This is a genomic window from Mucilaginibacter sp. (assembly GCF_028288225.1).
Lineage (GTDB): Bacteria > Bacteroidota > Bacteroidia > Sphingobacteriales > Sphingobacteriaceae > Mucilaginibacter.
Map to the genome: position 1 here is coordinate 77,248 of NZ_JAQBOC010000054.1, position 17,044 is coordinate 94,291.

Genomic DNA, 17,044 nt, shown 5'->3' on the forward strand with positions numbered 1-17,044 from the left:
CAACTTTTCAACATTACAACAACATTTACAACTCCTTCGGCAATGACCTTGCAGGTGTTTCCCATTTACCGAATTCAAAATAATCTTCAATGCTGATGTTGATTTTACTGCCTATATCATATTTACCTTTGCTATAGTTGTTTGCTCTTAAAACCACGCCTTCCCGTTCAATAAGCAGTTCTTCAAAAAAACCTTTGAACAGGATCTGTTTAACGGTCCACTTATTGCCGAAACCCTTACCAATTTTAACATGTTCGGAATAAACTACTACGGTTCCACGTTTGCTTTTAATGCCGCAGCTTTTGGCCTCGGCAGAATTTAGCTGGCTGCTGCTGGCGAGTATTTGTGCAGTATATAAGAGCCTGGGCGAGTTATAAAGCTCTTCCGGACTGCCGTTTTCAACAATTTCTCCCTCCTTTAATACGATCAGTTCATCGGCCATTGATAAGATCTCAGCCGGATCATGCGAAACCAATACAATTGTTACGCCCCATTCCTTCACAATATAACGGATGTCATGCTGCAAACCTTCACGATAGGTGGCATCAACCTGATTAAAGGGCTCATCCAGCAAAATAACTTCGGGCTTGCTTATCAGCGCTTTTGCTATAGTTACCCGCTGTTTTTCGCCTCCGCTTAATTTGCCGAATGGCTGGTCTTTAAGCGGCAATATATCCAGCATGTTTAATGACTCGGTTATTTTCTTTTCTTCTGTATCCAAACCAATTTCACCAATTCTCAGGCCGGATCTAACACTTTCCCATACGGTTGCATTAAGGTCCATATCGGCATTGTTTTGGGTTACCAGGCGCATAGCCTCATGGGCGGGTTGCAGCTTTTCCTCGCGCTTTAGAATGCGTTCCTCCTTAAAAAAAACCTCGCCGGAGTCGGGCTGCAATAATCCAAACAGCAAATTTAACAAGGTGGTTTTACCGCTGCCGCTTTCGCCAACAATGGCGGTTATTTTCCCTTTAGGGATAAATATGGTTACATTATTAACTCCTGAAGATTTATCGCCAAAATAGTTTTTGGTAACCGATATGGTTTCCAGGATCATGTCATCTTGCATACTAAGCTCAGGTTATCTCTTTTTAAAAATCAAATATTCAGCTATTAAGCAACAACGGGTCTCTTTTTAGCGGGTAAATATCCCCAAACCTAAACTATAAAAGTTTATCATAAAAATGAAATATGCTTTTTATCAGAATCAAGGGAAGAAGCAAGAAGTCAGAATCAAGAGACAAGAAGTAAAAAGATAGAAGGATGCATCAGATTGGTTGGCCGGCTCTTGGCTTCTTGATTCTTGATTCTTGCTTCTTATCTCTTGTTTTTTCATCTATATTTAACACCAGAAATTAAAAATTTAAAACCCTTATGGAACACAGTAAAACGTGGCATCAAATACACCAGGCCTCATTAGGATTTGGCCAGCGCCTTGCCGACAAAGTAGCAAACGGAATGGGCTCGTGGCGGTTTATTATTATTCAAACAATTATAGTAGCGGTGTGGATGACCCTAAATGTAATTGGATTTAAATATAAATGGGATTTATACCCGTTTATTTTGCTAAACCTTCTTTTCTCAACCCAGGCAGCTTATGCGGCCCCCATTATTATGATGGCACAAAACCGCCAAAGTGAGCGCGACCGCGCCCAGGCCGATGCAGATTATAAAACAAATTGTGAGGCAAAAGAGGAGATAGAGGAATTATTGCAAAAATTAAATTCTATTGAAATAGATAAACTGGATAAGATCCTTGCGATATTGGAGAAAATGGATAAAAAGGGTTAAAACATCTCCTTTTACCTCGCATATTGCCATTTATATATTCATCAGCTTACAAATATTTCCTTTTTGCTACCTTTGCATCCCATGACCGATATTCAACAAGCCATAGTAAACGAAGCGGAAGAAGAGATAAATCCGAAAACGCCTAAACAGCGGTTTTGGAACGTAGTTAAAACTATTTTAAAGATCGCTGTAACCGTAGCTTTACTCATCTGGGTTTTTAGCAAGGTTGATATTAATAAAGTTAAGATCAGGCTGCTTGAGGCTAATTATTGGTGGATGCTGGCTGCTTTTTTCTGCCTGGCTTTATCAATGTTAGTTTCAGCATGGAGGTTACTTAGCTTTTTTAAATCAATCGGATTAAAGTTGAATCCGAGGTATAATTTAAGGCTATACTTTTTGGGCTTGTTTTATAATTTCCTGCTCCCGGGCGGCATAGGTGGTGATGGTTATAAAATGTACCTCATTAATAAAACATTTAAAACCCCGGTAAAAAAACTTTTCTGGGCCGTAATGTTCGACAGGTTAAGCGGCCTGTGGGCAATTGGTTTAATAACCGTTGCTTTGATATTTTTAATTCCTCAAATAGATGTTCATATCGGCATTCCGCTAGGCATATTTGTAACCGGATCGGTAATTTATTACTTTGTAGCCTACAAATTTTTCAGGGATTATACGCATAAATTTTTTGAAGCGCATGCTAAAGCTCTGTTATTACAGTCCTTACAGCTACTTACTATAATTTGTGTTATTTTGGGTCAGCCTGAATTTCACCAGGCGGGTTTTCATGGCAAATTCTCCCCTTATTTATTATCTTTTTTAATTTCGGCACTTGCATCAATTATCCCAATAACTGCTGGTGGCGCAGGCGCACGGGAAGCCATATTCACCAAGTTGTCAACTGTATTCCCGATGATCCCTGACCTTGCTATATTCCTTGCCACTTCCTTTTATTTATTATCGCTTGTTGTAGCATTATTTGGCGTTTATTATGTTATCCGCCCAAGCCGTTTACAGGAAGGCTTACCTACTGAAGAAGAAGTAAATAGTTGATTGAGTTAGATTGAGTTGATTAAGTTCAATTATTAAAATTATAACCACTCACTTAATCTAACTTAATCAACCATTCAACTTAATTCCATAATTTTGTACTTTCCAACAAATCAAAATTAATGGCTAGTTTTAATGATTTTAATAATCCGCAGGTAGCTGCCTTGCCTGCACATTTAAAGCAATTTATTGTAGACCAGCACTATGAGCATTATACGCCTGTTGACCATGCTGTATGGCGTTATGTAATGCGCCAAAACTATAGCTATCTGAAAGATGTAGCCTATTATCCATACATTCCGGGCCTTGAAAAAGCCGGTTTATCAATAGAAAAGATCCCGAGTCTGCAGGAAATGAACGATGCCCTTGGTAAAATTGGCTGGGGTGCGGTTACTGTTGATGGCTTTATACCTCCGGCTGCTTTTATGGAGTACCAGGCCTACCGTGTTTTGGTTATTGCTGCTGATATTCGCCAGTTAAAACATATTGAATATACCCCTGCTCCCGATATTATTCATGAGTCGGCAGGACATGCTCCGATTATTGCGGATAAGGATTATCATGAATACCTGAGCTATTTTGGTTCGATAGGCGCAAAAGCCATGTTTTCGGCCCAGGATTTTGAATTGTACGAGGCCATAAGGGCCTTATCGATATTAAAAGAAATGCCCGATGCTGATGAAAACGAAATAAAGAAAGCCGAGGAACTGCTGGCCTGCCGCCAGGAAAACATGGGCGAACCGTCAGAAATGGCGTTACTAAGCCGCCTGCATTGGTGGACGGTGGAATACGGCCTGATCGGCAGCCTTGCAAATCCTAAAATTTACGGAGCCGGATTGTTATCATCAATTGGTGAAAGTGTAAGCTGTATGGATCCTGGTATCAAAAAGATATCATATACCATTGATGCGATAAATTACACCTACGATATTACAAAAACGCAGCCGCAATTGTTTGTTACCCCGACTTTTCAAAATCTGATAGACGTGCTGGAAACATTTGCCAACACCATGTCGTTCAGAAAGGGAGGCATATACGGCCTGCAAAAAGCTGTTGAAAGCAAAAACACCTGTACCGCAGTTTACAGCTCCGGCTTGCAGGTTTCCGGGACCTTTATTGATTTTAAACAGGATAATAACGAGCCCGTTTTTATTAAAACTATAGGTCCGTCTGCATTGGCCATTGATAACCGGCAGTTAAAAGGACATGGCAAAAATTATCATAAAGATGGTTTTAGCTCACCTGTCGGGAAGCTGAAGGGGCATGCCATGCCACTGGAAAGTTTAACCATTGATGAGCTAAACTATTTTGGAATTGAGCAGGGTAAAACCGCTGAATTAAACTTTGAAAGCGGCGTTACTGTTACCGGTGAAGTAAAAGAAATCATTGCATCAAATGGAAAAACGCAACTTATCACCTTTACCAATTGCACAGTTAAGAATAAAGACGGCGAACTATTATTTGACCCTGCATGGGGTGTTTATGATATGGCTGTTGGCGAAAAAATTGTATCTGTTTTTTGCGGCGCAGCCGATAAAGAGGAATTTTTAGAAATAGCCTATAAATCAAATACACTTACGCAGCATACCAGTTATGATCATAATACTATAGAGCTGCACAAGCTTTACCAGCAGGTGCGGAACCGCAGGCACAATGGCGGTGATTATGGCTTTTTAGGTAATGTGTGGTTAATGCTCCAAAAATATCACCACGACGATTGGCTTTGCGCTTTGGAAATATTAGAGATCCTGGATCATGAGGAGATAGAGCCGGACCTGGCTGCAGAAATAAGGAGTTTTCTTGAACAAAAAGCATTAGATCAGCCTGAATTTAAAAAGCTGATTAACGATGGCTTTTATTTAATTAAGCACCCGGTTGAGCAAAAATTGGTGTTTTAGGGATTTGTTTGTAATTTAGTGTATGACAACTATAAAAGTAACTGTTGAGGACGAGAATGCAGATTTATTAAAAAAACTTTTGCGGGAGGTTTCATTTGTAAAAAATGTTGAGGAAGAAGAAATTGTTGTTAATAAATCTAATGAACCTGAATCTTCCTATGACAGGATAAAAAAAATACTTAATGAAGCAAAGGGCAAGAATTTGTTTGCGGATATAAAAGATCCGGTTGAGTGGCAACGTGAATTAAGAAAGGAATGGGATCGTGATTTTTGATACCAATGTTCTAATTTATCTATCAAAATACATCTTAAACCCTGAAAAAATACTAATTGGTGATACTGCAATTTCCGTGATTACTAAAATTGAGGTATTAGGATTTGTATTCCAAAACAGTGCAGAGCATGATCTTCTTTTAAATATTTGTAACGAATTAAAAGTAATTTCATTATCAGATGAGATAGCAGAAGCAACAATAAACCTTCGTAGAAACTATCGTATAAAATTACCTGACGCCATTATTTATGCTACAGCATTAGTTGAAAATGTGCCTTTATTGACTAACAACATTAAAGATTTTAAATCATTAGACGGAAAGGTTAAGCTAGTCAATCCACTTGATCTATAAACATTATTGTAACTGGCACCAGCAGTGGTGTCGGTTTTGAAGCTGTGCCAGAGCTGATATTTTGCCCTCCCGTAAAGTTTTTAATAGACGCCCCTAAGTGATATTTGACTTATACCTTTTAGCAAGTCGTTTAACTATCTTTCGAAATCGGGCGTAAAGCTAACCTCTATGGCCATGTGTTAAACTTCTTGCATTTTTCAATTTTGTATTGCCATTAATATCCTCCTTAATAGCCTGCATCGAAGTGTTAAACTCATCAAAAAACTGTTCGGTGTTTAAACGTTTTTGGATCTCCTCCCAATCTGCTATTGGAACTATTACAGCAGTTTTTTTACCCTTAGCATTAGTTACAACTTGAATACTCATAACACAAAAATACTGTTTTAGTTAAAAAATATTCAACTCAGCAAAATTGGTGGTTTAGGGATTTGTTTGTAAAATTGCCTCATCAACTACTACTCTATCTATGAATATTATTGTAACAGGCGCCAGCAGCGGTGTAGGTTTTGAAGCGGTTCTCGAACTGATATTATCCGGCAAACATAAAGTAATAGCGCTATCCCGCTCACAGGACAAGCTGGAACGCTTACTGGAAATAGCGCATGGCCTAAACCCGGATGCTGAAATATTCGCTTTAACTTTTGATATTGTGCATGATGATTATGCCGGTCTACAGCAATTCATTAGCAACAATTTTGATAACCGCGTTGACGTACTGATAAATAATGCCGGGGTTTTAATTAATAAGCCATTTTCTCAGTTACTGGAATTAGATTTTGTAGAAATGCTGCAGAGCAATTTTATTGGTCATGTACGCATTATACAGGCGCTGCTTCAATTAATGCCCCCGGGCTCGCATATTTTAAATATTGGCAGCATGGGCGGCTTCCAGGGGAGCGTAAAGTTTGCCGGTCTGTCGGCATATTCTGCAAGTAAAGCTGCCCTGCATACCTTAACCGAGTGCCTGGCAATTGAACTGGCCGACGAGGGGATAAAAGTTAATTGCCTGGCATTAGGATCGGCACAAACAGAAATGCTTGAACAGGCTTTCCCAGGTTACCAATCACCGGTTATGGCTTTTGAAATGGGGAAATACATTGCAGACTTTTCGGTAACCGGGCACAAATTTTTTAATGGTAAAGTGCTGCCTGTTGCAGTAAGCACGCCATAATTGCAATATAATATTGGTTTTTTTGAGGAAATATCCTTAATTTTAGATATTCCGATCAAATACCTAATCCTTTTAAAAAATGGGTTCAAGGCTTACCTTTCTATTTGACCAATCCAGCGATTTCTTTTGTATTTTAAACAGGGATGGGACAATTGTTGGAACAAATCCATCCTTCAGGGAGGTCCTCGGTTATTCAGAATCAGAACTGGAGGGTCAAAAGGCAAACGATTTTTCACATCCTGCTGATATAAAAAGAAGAGATGACCTTTTTAACAACCTATCAATTAATAGTAAAATTACCGGTCATGAAAGTCGTATCAGGGCCAAAAACGGGCGGTATTACAATATCAGGTGGTCGGTTATTTTAAACGCCGACGATAACCTTATATATGCTATTGGTGTTAATTTAACCGGAAGTTTTAATAACGCAGGTCATGAGGATACCACCGGTAATATTCAGCATATTATACAAAGCTTTAATGAAGGCTTTTTTATTATTGATAATAACTGGCAAATAACCTCTTTTAACCCTGCTTTCCTGGCAATAGCCGGGTTAAAAAGTGAAGAAGTTAAAGGTCTGAATTTGAGGCAACTGGTTAATTTGGGGATCACGGATAAGGTGCTGGCAGAATTTGAAATTGCATTTAAAGGAAATTTATCCACCCAGCTGCAATATTTCAATACTTATTTTCACAGGTGGTTGAGAGTTAATATTTATCCCTATAAGGATGAAATAGCAGTATTTATAAGAGACATTACCAATATAAAAATACAGCAATTAATACTTGCGCTCGAAAAGAACGTACTCGAATTAAATGCCTCATCATTATATGCTTTATCGCAAACCGTTAACGAACTGCTAAAAGGTATAGAAGAAATATTCCCCGATATGATCTGTTCTGTTTTGGAAGTTGATGAAGTGCAGGAGAAGCTATATCACCTGGCAGCACCAAGGTTGCCGGAAGAATATTGTAAAGCAATTGACGGGACCTCAATCGGACCCAAAGCGGGCTCGTGCGGCACCGCAGCTTATCATCGCAGGCAGGTGATAGTTAGCAATATTGAAACAGACCCGCTATGGGAAGATTACAAAAATCTGATTCTCCCGCATGGCCTTAAAGCCTGTTGGTCTACCCCTATTATAAGTTCAAACAGCTCAGAGGTGCTTGCTACTTTTGCCATTTATTATACAAAAAAACGAGACCCCACGCCAGACGAGCTATTGATGATTGAGCGTACAACAAATATTCTTCGTGTTTTAATTGAAAATAAAAGAACCCAGGACCATGTTAAGGATCAGAATAAAAGGCTCCAGGAAATTGCCTCAATAAGCTCGCACGAAATAAGGAGGCCTGTAGCAACCATTTTAGGCCTGGTTAATTTATTTGATCAGAATATGCTGGACAACCCTATGAACAGGGAGATAATTAACCATATTGATATTACTGCAAAAGAGCTGGATGCGGTAATTCATACCATTGTTGAAAAAACCATTTATTTGAAGGGTGAAGAGTAGGTTATGCCGGAGGTTGAATGAGTTGGAAAAGTTGACCGGTTGTACTAAGTTATTTTTTAGCAAGATGAGAACAAATAAAATATACAATTGCGATTTGTATTATTGATGAAGCAGTAAGCCAAATGATAAGTGCTTTTTTATAACCGGCATTTCTAAAGTTTCCGATTAGGATCAAAGGCTAATAAACCTATTCATAATACTATCCTCTTAAGTATTCACCATATATTAAAACCATTACCTAAATAAATTTAAGCAATGGTAAATTATTTGATCATGGTGCTTATTTTTTTAATATAAGGAATACTATAGACAACATTACAGCAAGTTGACTTACCCAAAAAATGAACATCCATTTTACAGAAGCGCTTATGTCTTTACTAAGATCATGTTTTACTTTTGCCAAATCTTCTTTCGTAGCTAATGTTTTTATTGTTGCTTCCACTGATCGTTCAGTTTTGTTATCAATGTATTTAAACATGGCCTCGGTGGTCTCGTTACCTAATTTATCGGATAACAATTTATACAGGCGGGCCGTTTCTTTTGCTTCTAAGTACATAACAAATATAATAAATTTTAGTCGTTTGGTTGATTAGGTTAGATTGAGTTGATTTAGGTTATGTAAAATTATCCAAAGCACCTCAAGACAATTATCTTTTGGATAATTTATTTTACTTCTTTGTTATTAGCTCAAGCTGCTTTTTAATTATTTCAGATTTACTGTCTTTTATATCATAATCAAAAGGTCCCTGGGAGGTATTGATTCTTATTACCGATATTTTGCCATTTAGAAGAGCGGTTACGTCTTCGTCCGTCAATTCAAAGGCTAAAAAGCTTTCGGCAACAGGTGGCGTTGCATAAGGAATAATAGATGATTGCTCATCAGAAGCCGCTGAAATTTCCAAAAGTTTACCGTCGGTAAATTTTATAATAGCCTTATCACCCTTCAACACATAATAATATATATCCAACCCATCTTTTAAGTGAAAATATATAGCCCAATAACCCGTCCCCCTTACAATATTGCCTGCCAGGTAATGTCCTGGCAGGGTGAACGGATTTGCCAACACCTGCTCTTTCGCTGAAAGTGTGATAGCGCCGGTAATCTTATCTCTTTTTGGTTTTTCAAGCTTTTGGGCTTTAGCACTGCACACAACAGATGAAAAAAAAGCGACCAGTATATACCTTTTCATATTGGCAGCGTTAAGATTTAAGCTTTATAAGATCATTCACTACTACTTCTGTCGCATAACGTTTATTGCCTTCCTTATCAACCCAGCTTTTATTGGTTAACTTGCCTTCAATGGCCACTTCATCACCCTTTTTAAGGTAATCGCCAATAAATTTTGCCTGGCTACCCCATGCAATTAAATTGTGCCATTGCGTTTCTGTAACCCTTTCGCCCTTGTCGTTTTTATACGTTTCGTTGGTAGCTATTGAAAAACGCGCTAACTGTTTGTTGTTGTCAAAATTTTTTACTTCGGGATCCATACCCAGGTTGCCTACAAGGCGTACACTGTTTCTTAATGAGTTCATGTTCTTTTAAATTATTTTGTTTTTAATTGACACTACAAAGGTGAGCAGCAACTTGCACCCTACCCGGTTATTAACCGCTTATAGTCGACAATTTCCGTTTGCAACCGTTTGCAAACGGATAATATTTTACTTATCTTTAGCTGATGAATGAGGAAAGACTATGCCTTGATTGCGGCACAACATTACATGGCAGGGCTGATAAAAAGTTCTGTAATGATCTATGCCGTAATAATTATAACAACCAGCTTAACAGCAGCAGCTATAATTTAGTACGAAATATCAATAATATCCTCCGTCGTAACCGGCGGATCCTGGAGGAATTAAATCCGGGCGGCAAAACAAAAACTACCCGCAAAAAACTCTCAGCCAAGGGATTTGATTTTGATTATCATACCCGCAGCTATCAAACTCAAAATGGCAAAACCTATCATTTTTGTTATGAATACGGTTATCTGCCCCTGGATGGTGATGAATTTTTGCTGGTAAAAAGGGAGGAGAATTGATTTCGGATACCGGATGTTCATTTCGGAATTTGAATGCGGAAGTCGGAATGCCGATTGCGGAATTTGTTAAAATACAGGGAAAACCTCACCTAAACGGCGAAGCCATCATGAACACCATTAAAAAACAAATAGAATGTAAATAATCCTCCACAAAAGAGAAGGCTTCAAAAACATTTTGTATATAAAACCATCTTGTTATTAAAATCCGAAACGGCGAAGCCCTCTTGAGCACCATTGAAGATAAATAAACAATAGCGAAAATCGAACATCCGAATTCCGAAATAACTAACCCAGCGTCATATTATTACCTAAATCCGAAATCGAAATTCCGAAACGGCGTAGCCCTCTTGAGCATCTTGAAAAAATAACCAAAAGCGAAAAATCCGAAATAACATTATCTTTGCATGCAAATGATAATCCAACAATTTTACGACAAGGGATTAGCGCATGGCTCATACGCACTTATCAGGACCGGAAAAATGGTGGTGATTGACCCTGCCCGTGATCCGCAGGCTTATTATGATTTTGCGGCTCAGCATGATGCCGACATTGTGGGTGTAATAGAAACACATCCCCATGCTGATTTTGTAAGCTCGCACCTGGAGATCCACAAAACAACCGGTGCTGTTATTTATACCAGCAAGCTAACAGGCGCCGAATATCCGCATGAAACATTTGATGATGGCGATACCATACAACTAAACGATGCAAAGCTTAAAGCAATAAATACCCCGGGTCACTCACCCGATTCGATATGTATCCTGGTGGAGGATGAAGACGGCATGGAAACCGCCTTATTTACCGGCGATACCCTATTTGTTGGCGATGTTGGCCGGCCCGACCTTCGTGAAAACGTTGGCAATATTACCGCCAAAAAAGAAGAGCTGGCCCGGCAGATGTATCATTCAACCCGCGATAAATTGATGAAGCTGCCGCACCATATAATAGTTTACCCGGCACATGGCCCTGGTTCGTTATGCGGTAAAAATATGAGTGCTGACTTACAAAGCACCATAGGCCGCGAACTACGCGAAAATTATGCATTGCAGCTGATGGATGAATTACAATTTGTTAAAACACTTACTACCGACCAGCCATTTGTACCTAAATATTTTGGGCATGATGTTGAAACCAATAAAAAAGGGGCACCATCATTTAACGATAGTGTTAATGCTGTAATCAAACCCGGTCAGGATGCTGTATTAGAAAAGGGCACGCTTGTTATTGATACGCGACCTAAGCATGATTTTAGGAACGGCCATGTAAAAGGAGCTATTAACCTGCAGAATGGCGACAAATTTGAAACCTGGCTGGGGTCAATAGTTAACCCTGACGAGGCGTTTTATTTGATTGCAGCTGATGAAGCTGAATTAGATATAATGATAAAAAAGGCAGCCAAAATTGGTTACGAGCAAAATATTAAAGCGGCCATATTAAGCCCTGCTTCAGCGACGGAAAAATCTGCAGAACTGGATTTATCCGATTTTGTACGGCACACAGAAAACTATATCGTGGTTGATGTGCGTAACAGGAATGAAACAGAAGAAAAATTGATATTTAAAAGCGCGATTACCATCCCACTCCCTGAACTACGCGAAAGGATCAATGAAATCCCTGCAGATAAACCGATAGTGGTACATTGTGCTGCAGGTTACAGATCAGCAGCAGCGTTAAGCATTATCAGCGGCAAGATAGATAATGTGCCTGTTTATGATTTAGAGGAAGTTGTAGTAGAGATTGCTAATCAGAGGGTAGCTGTTTGAGTTCAGCAATAATCGGCGCAATCCTTTTAAAATCGGTGCAATCATAAAATATGCTTAAAATAGTACAAACTGCCGACGGGTCAAACACCATTTACAACGCGCTGGTTGGTGAAAACTACCATTCAAAACATGGCGCGCTGCAGGAGAGCAGGCATGTATTTGTAAATTCGGGCCTGCAATACTTTTTGGATGGAGCAGCAGATTTGGAAGCGCCCGTTTCAGTATTAGAAGTTGGTTTTGGCACCGGCTTAAACTTCTTGTTAAGCGCCGATCTTTGTGATCAAAAACATATCAACCTAAATTATACCGGCATTGAAGCCTATCCCTTAACAAAAGAAATGATCGGCCAAACCGGATATGATCAATATGTTTCGACGGAGCTATGGCAACAATTTATTGAACAATATGCTAATGCTTTAAGCAGAGAAATATCCATAAGCCCTAATTGCAAACTGCAAATTGCAAATACTCCCTTACTAAACTTTCAATCTGCACAACAATATGATATTATTTATTTTGATGCCTTTGCTGCGGCGTATCAGCCGGAAATGTGGGATGAAACAGCCATCGGTCATACCATACAATACTTAAAGCCGGGCGGGGTGTTTGTTACTTACGCCATTACAGGCAACTTAAAACGCGCAATAAAGGCTTTAGACTGCAAGGTGGAGAAAGCACCTGGCGCACCGGGTAAAAGAGAAATGCTGCGGGCCGTGAAAATAAACCGCTGATTTTTTTGATTATTTGATTTCGCTGATTTTTAAAAATTCTAAAAAATATCTTCAAAAAGCCGACAATTCATCCTCTCACCAAATAAGCATTTGGAACATTCTTTGGCGTATAATCAATGCCGAAAGCATGTTTAATCAACAGCGATACAACAGCTGTAACCGTTTTTTCCTTCCGGTGCATTTGCGGTAATGATCCCATCATGGCATAGCTGATTGGGTTTGCCGCCGGGATAAAGGTTTCCCATTCATAACCTTTGCCCCATATAAATCCTTTAACTGTGATGAGTAATTCTGCTGAATTTTGGAGCAGGAAATCCAGCATCCCGGCAGAATTATTGCTGTTTTGGTTAACTGTATGAAAAATTGGGGTATGCCCGCCAAAACCATATTCATCCAATGCTGCTTTTGCATTTACGTCTGCTCCATTTTGCACCAATACCTTTGCACAGTTAGTGCTGTTATATTCAGCACAGAAATGCAGCAGCGTACCACCGGTTAAAGGGGTATAGGTATTATTGAACAATGAATAGGTTTTGGATATAATGTCCGCATCGTTACCAATCAATTCTTTTAACTTTTCAGCACCATCAATAAAAACAGCCAGCAGGGCCTTATCGTCAAACTGCAGACCGGCATCAATAAATAATTTTACACAATCTCTAAACCGGGGAGTACGGGTGTACATCTCAACCATTGTTGTAAAAAGAGGCATACCATCATGAATTTCATTAGGGCTGCCGCCCTGCTCAAAGTACCTGCTGATCCCTTCAACAGAATGTACTTCAATATCATAAAGTAATTGGCTGTAATTGGGCATGGTAAATGTTTCTGTTTGATAGATAAAGTTAGGCGAATTTTCAGAACTTTTAAAAGTCGATTAAATAACTAATCAGACTTTCCAGACTTAAACCTTATTTTTGCGCTTAATTCGTGTAATTCGAAAAAATTCGTGCAATTTGTGATTATAAACTTATGCCATTAACACCTCCATCTACCGCATCAACGCCTGAAACTGCCTTTTCCAGGCTGCTCACCATTATGGACGATCTGCGCCTTAATTGCCCCTGGGATAAAAAGCAAACGCTGGAGAGCCTGCGCCATTTAACCATTGAGGAGACCTACGAGCTATCAGATGCAATTTTAAGCGCTGATATGCCCGAGATTAAGAAGGAACTGGGTGATATCATGCTGCACCTTGTTTTTTATGCTCGTATAGCCTCTGAAACCAATGATTTTAATATTACTGATGTACTGAACAGTATCTGCGATAAGCTGGTTAATAGGCACCCGCATATTTACAGCGATGTTGAAGTGCAGGACGAGAACGATGTAAAGCGCAACTGGGAACAGATAAAGTTAAAAGAAGGAAATAAATCAGTATTAGGCGGTGTGCCTGCATCATTGCCCGCGCTGGTAAAAGCATCACGCATACAGGAAAAGGCCCGGGGGGTGGGGTTTGACTGGGAAGAAAAAAAACAGGTATGGGCTAAGGTTGAAGAAGAACTGCAGGAATTTAAAAATGAATTTAATGCCGAAGATGAAAGCACTATTGATCATGAAAAAGCTGAAGGCGAGTTTGGCGACCTGCTTTTTTCTCTTATTAATTACGCCAGGTTTATAAATATTAACCCGGAAGATGCTTTGGAGAAAACAAATTATAAATTTATCAAACGTTTTCAATACCTGGAACGTAAAGCTGCCGAGAATGGGCAGGCTTTACAAAATATGAGCCTTGCCGAGATGGATATATTTTGGGAAGAGGCAAAAAGAATTTAAAATATGATGATAATTGTAGCGTTGATAAAAGTGTTAACGTAACCAATTAAACACCATTAATTATGAAACTAAAATTACTATACGTATTACCGTTATTGGCAATATTAACAGGCGGATGCCTGGGCGGCGGCAATAAAACAGCCCCTACACCTATTCCTGATGGCACTTATTCGGGACAATTCAGGCTTTTACATATCCACACCGATCGTATTACTATCGATACTGTAAAAACAAACATAGTAGTGTACATGTCGCCATCATCAACCTATACAGTTACCGGTGATACTTCAACTGTTCATGCCGGCAGCAAGGGCAGCTTTAGAGCAGATCCGGTTAATAACGTAATTACTTTTACTGATAATACGTATTCGAGTACAGCCCCGGTAACTAAAACACACCTTACAGGCACATATGCTTATGCTTATGACGGTGTCAATTTTAAAATGGAAGCGTATGGTGCCCAGGATACGCTCAGACTTCAATATGATCTGAAAAAAACAGGTAACTAATAAATTTGCCGATCCGTTTTAAAACAAGCCGGCCTTAAAAAACCGGCTTTATAATTTGAATACCCCCATATTTAAATAATACTTCCGTAAACTAAATTTCAATTTATTGTAGCGAATTTATTCATTGTTGCGTACTGGATATAAATGAACAATAAATTTGAGCTGAATTAAACACATTTGATGCATCAACCGCGGGGCATTGCTGAAGATGAAATAATTGGCAAGTGCAAAACAGGCAGCTTAAAATATCAGGAACTGCTTTATAAGCAGTTCTATGGCTATGCCATGGGTATCGGCCTGCGCTATAGTATTAGCCGTGATGATGCTTTGGAAGTTGTTAACGATGCTTTTATTAAAGTATTTAACAATATAAAAAGCTACAACAGCGACAGGCCCTTTAAAGCCTGGTTGCGCACTATTATAGTTAACACTGCTATTGACCGCCGGCGTAAGGACCTGAAATTTCAGCTGCATGTTGAAATTGATAATGCAACGCCGATTGGCACCAGCATAAATGCAGTTGAAAATTTAAATGTGCAGGACATTTTAAAATTGATGCAGCGATTACCGGCAATGCAGCTTACCGTTTTCAATTTATATGAAATAGATGGCTATAGTCATGATGAAATAGCAAAGCTGTTGACTATCCCCGAAAGCTCATCAAGGGTTTACCTGAGCAGGGCTAAAGAAAAATTAAGGAATATATTACGATCAGAAGAGCATAACCATGGACGATCAGTTGGATAACGACTTAAAGAACCGCATAAGGGAGGTGTTCGATGATTTCGAAGACCCTTCTGCCGATGAGGGCTGGTTGCTGCTAAGGGAGAAATTTCCTGAAGAGCAATCAAAGCGGCGCGCGTTTGCCTGGCTGTGGTGGGGTTCGGCGGCGGCAATTTTACTGGTATTTTTGGGTGTTGGCTTATGGATAAAAAATGCGAAGGAGCAGCCTAAAAATACTGTTGTCAAAATATTAAAATACCCTAAACGAGAAAATTTAGTTGTTAAAAAAATTCAAAAAAATACTATTCATAACACTGCCCCGGCTACAGAAAAAGGCCCGGGTAAAACGCAATCTGCCCATAATTACCAGGCAGGATTATTACGCCCCGCTGCATTACCAGGTAATTTAACAAGTCAAACCCCTGTTAAATCAAACCAAAATTTGCCTTTAATTGATTCTCCTGGTAAAAGCACCTATATAGCTAAAAAATCGGTCGATAGTTTAAAAACATCCATTAGCAAAACAACGCTGCCTCAACTGGCCGTAAACAATGAGCCAAAAAGCGACAAGCCAAAATCATTGGTGATGCAGGAGAAAAAACCTGAAAAATCAATTATGGCTATGTTTAATGAGGATAAAGGTTCAAAAACGCCCAAAACCGAAGATGTGGAGCAATCAAAGAAAGTTAGGTTTGCGGTATATGCGGCCACGTACTTTAATTATTCAAAAGGGAGCGATAACCAGGTAAACATGGGTGCGGGCTTTACATCAGATATTAAGATCAGCAATAACCTTAAACTGGTAACAGGTGTTTCTATAGCGCAAAACTCCCTAAGTTATTCAGGTTTTCCATCGGCAACGGCCCTGGTAAAAAGCAACCTTTATACGCCTGCCGCTAACGCCCAGGCCGGGACCTTTGCTGCCACATCATCGCCAACTATTAAAAATTATAATGCAAGCCTGGTTGGCCTTGATATCCCCATCAACATAAAATATGAGTTTAACCCGAAAAAAAGTGATGCTTATGTATCAATGGGGTTAAGCTCGGGCACTTTTATTGATGAATCATATACTTATAAGTATAACTATCCGTCGTTCCTTTCCGAAAAGCTCCAGCAACCGCAGGATCAAACTACCGGGAAAAACTTCGGCAGTTTTTATTTTGCAAAAACATTGAATGTTGCTGTTGGCATTGGCTATCCTTTTGGCAAAAACCGGCTTGTAATTGAACCGTTTTTAAAATACCCGCTTGATGGCTTGGGTTCGCAAAATCTTCGCTTTGGCGCTGGGGGATTAAACCTGAAACTAAACTTTCAATCATCACATAAATGAAAACGCGTTTCATAAACCTTTTTCAGCACTTTTTATTTTATCCAGCGTTAATGCGCAAAAAATAGAACTGTCTGCGCAGGCCAATTCCGTACTACTCCATTTATTCAGGCATGGTCAAAGTTAA

20 protein-coding genes are annotated in these 17,044 nt (G+C 39.3%); 14 read left to right on the top strand and 6 right to left on the bottom strand.

Features of this window, described 5'->3' with window-relative positions; all coding sequences use genetic code 11:
• Positions 1-25 precede the first annotated feature (25 nt).
• Entirely contained in the window at positions 26-1,069 is a 1,044-nt protein-coding gene (locus JWQ54_RS16385) for an ABC transporter ATP-binding protein (protein ID WP_299586807.1), read from the bottom strand.
• Positions 1,070-1,374: 305 nt separating this feature from the next.
• On the opposite strand from JWQ54_RS16385, the gene JWQ54_RS16390 reads away from it, so the two are divergent.
• The 5 genes from JWQ54_RS16390 (at position 1,375) to JWQ54_RS16410 (ending at position 5,362) form a co-directional block, all read left to right on the top strand.
• The gene (locus JWQ54_RS16390; protein ID WP_299586810.1) at positions 1,375-1,791 is read left to right on the top strand and encodes a DUF1003 domain-containing protein; all 417 of its coding nucleotides are present in this window, start codon (positions 1,375-1,377) and stop codon (positions 1,789-1,791) included.
• Between the two features lie 81 nt (positions 1,792-1,872).
• Positions 1,873-2,841: a lysylphosphatidylglycerol synthase transmembrane domain-containing protein gene (locus JWQ54_RS16395; RefSeq protein ID WP_299586813.1), complete on the top strand. Its 969-nt coding sequence runs from the start codon at positions 1,873-1,875 to the stop codon at positions 2,839-2,841.
• A 119-nt stretch (positions 2,842-2,960) separates the two neighbouring features.
• Complete coding sequence (locus tag JWQ54_RS16400) at positions 2,961-4,736, top strand: aromatic amino acid hydroxylase (protein WP_299586815.1); 1,776 nt, start codon at positions 2,961-2,963, stop codon at positions 4,734-4,736.
• A 22-nt stretch (positions 4,737-4,758) separates the two neighbouring features.
• On the top strand, positions 4,759-5,010 hold the full coding sequence (locus JWQ54_RS16405; protein ID WP_299586818.1) for a hypothetical protein: 252 nt from the start codon (positions 4,759-4,761) through the stop codon (positions 5,008-5,010).
• A complete protein-coding gene (locus JWQ54_RS16410) occupies positions 5,000-5,362 on the top strand; it encodes a type II toxin-antitoxin system VapC family toxin (protein WP_299586821.1) in 363 nt (120 codons plus the stop codon). Before JWQ54_RS16405 ends, JWQ54_RS16410 begins: the two co-directional genes overlap by 11 nt.
• A gap of 159 nt (positions 5,363-5,521) precedes the next feature.
• Here JWQ54_RS16410 and JWQ54_RS16415 read toward each other — a convergent pair whose 3' ends face one another.
• A complete protein-coding gene (locus JWQ54_RS16415; RefSeq protein WP_299586824.1) occupies positions 5,522-5,728 on the bottom strand; it encodes a hypothetical protein in 207 nt (68 codons plus the stop codon).
• A 100-nt stretch (positions 5,729-5,828) separates the two neighbouring features.
• On the opposite strand from JWQ54_RS16415, the gene JWQ54_RS16420 reads away from it, so the two are divergent.
• Positions 5,829-6,533: an SDR family oxidoreductase gene (locus JWQ54_RS16420; protein WP_299586827.1), complete on the top strand. Its 705-nt coding sequence runs from the start codon at positions 5,829-5,831 to the stop codon at positions 6,531-6,533.
• Between the two features lie 79 nt (positions 6,534-6,612).
• Positions 6,613-8,049: a PAS domain S-box protein gene (locus JWQ54_RS16425; RefSeq protein ID WP_299586830.1), complete on the top strand. Its 1,437-nt coding sequence runs from the start codon at positions 6,613-6,615 to the stop codon at positions 8,047-8,049.
• 280 nt (positions 8,050-8,329) lie between these two features.
• Here JWQ54_RS16425 and JWQ54_RS16430 read toward each other — a convergent pair whose 3' ends face one another.
• The 3 genes from JWQ54_RS16430 to JWQ54_RS16440 all read right to left on the bottom strand — a co-directional run bounded on the left by JWQ54_RS16430 (position 8,330) and on the right by JWQ54_RS16440 (position 9,582).
• Positions 8,330-8,605: a hypothetical protein gene (locus JWQ54_RS16430; RefSeq protein ID WP_299586833.1), complete on the bottom strand. Its 276-nt coding sequence runs from the start codon at positions 8,603-8,605 to the stop codon at positions 8,330-8,332.
• A gap of 112 nt (positions 8,606-8,717) precedes the next feature.
• Positions 8,718-9,239: a hypothetical protein gene (locus JWQ54_RS16435; RefSeq protein ID WP_299586835.1), complete on the bottom strand. Its 522-nt coding sequence runs from the start codon at positions 9,237-9,239 to the stop codon at positions 8,718-8,720.
• 10 nt (positions 9,240-9,249) lie between these two features.
• Positions 9,250-9,582: a single-stranded DNA-binding protein gene (locus tag JWQ54_RS16440; RefSeq protein WP_299586838.1), complete on the bottom strand. Its 333-nt coding sequence runs from the start codon at positions 9,580-9,582 to the stop codon at positions 9,250-9,252.
• A gap of 143 nt (positions 9,583-9,725) precedes the next feature.
• On the opposite strand from JWQ54_RS16440, the gene JWQ54_RS16445 reads away from it, so the two are divergent.
• From JWQ54_RS16445 to mnmD, 3 genes are all read left to right on the top strand, one after another.
• Positions 9,726-10,085, top strand: a complete 360-nt coding sequence (locus JWQ54_RS16445) for a hypothetical protein (RefSeq protein ID WP_299586841.1) — start codon at positions 9,726-9,728, stop codon at positions 10,083-10,085.
• 410 nt (positions 10,086-10,495) lie between these two features.
• Positions 10,496-11,848 (top strand): rhodanese-like domain-containing protein, encoded by a 1,353-nt coding sequence (locus tag JWQ54_RS16450; protein ID WP_299586843.1) that lies wholly within the window; start codon positions 10,496-10,498, stop codon positions 11,846-11,848.
• Between the two features lie 50 nt (positions 11,849-11,898).
• Positions 11,899-12,579 (top strand): tRNA (5-methylaminomethyl-2-thiouridine)(34)-methyltransferase MnmD, encoded by a 681-nt coding sequence (mnmD, locus tag JWQ54_RS16455; protein ID WP_299586846.1) that lies wholly within the window; start codon positions 11,899-11,901, stop codon positions 12,577-12,579.
• Positions 12,580-12,646: 67 nt separating this feature from the next.
• On the opposite strand, the gene JWQ54_RS16460 is transcribed toward mnmD, so the two are convergent.
• A complete protein-coding gene (locus tag JWQ54_RS16460) occupies positions 12,647-13,396 on the bottom strand; it encodes an ankyrin repeat domain-containing protein (protein ID WP_299586848.1) in 750 nt (249 codons plus the stop codon).
• A gap of 155 nt (positions 13,397-13,551) precedes the next feature.
• On the opposite strand from JWQ54_RS16460, the gene mazG reads away from it, so the two are divergent.
• The 4 genes from mazG (at position 13,552) to JWQ54_RS16480 (ending at position 16,920) form a co-directional block, all read left to right on the top strand.
• Entirely contained in the window at positions 13,552-14,355 is an 804-nt protein-coding gene (mazG, locus tag JWQ54_RS16465) for a nucleoside triphosphate pyrophosphohydrolase (RefSeq protein WP_299586851.1), read from the top strand.
• 62 nt (positions 14,356-14,417) lie between these two features.
• Positions 14,418-14,864 (top strand): hypothetical protein, encoded by a 447-nt coding sequence (locus tag JWQ54_RS16470; protein WP_299586854.1) that lies wholly within the window; start codon positions 14,418-14,420, stop codon positions 14,862-14,864.
• Positions 14,865-15,044: 180 nt separating this feature from the next.
• Positions 15,045-15,611, top strand: coding sequence for an RNA polymerase sigma factor (locus tag JWQ54_RS16475; RefSeq protein ID WP_299586856.1), 567 nt, complete (start codon positions 15,045-15,047; stop codon positions 15,609-15,611).
• Positions 15,592-16,920: a hypothetical protein gene (locus JWQ54_RS16480; RefSeq protein ID WP_299586859.1), complete on the top strand. Its 1,329-nt coding sequence runs from the start codon at positions 15,592-15,594 to the stop codon at positions 16,918-16,920. The genes JWQ54_RS16475 and JWQ54_RS16480 overlap by 20 nt, the downstream gene beginning before the upstream one ends.
• Positions 16,921-17,044 lie beyond the last annotated feature (124 nt).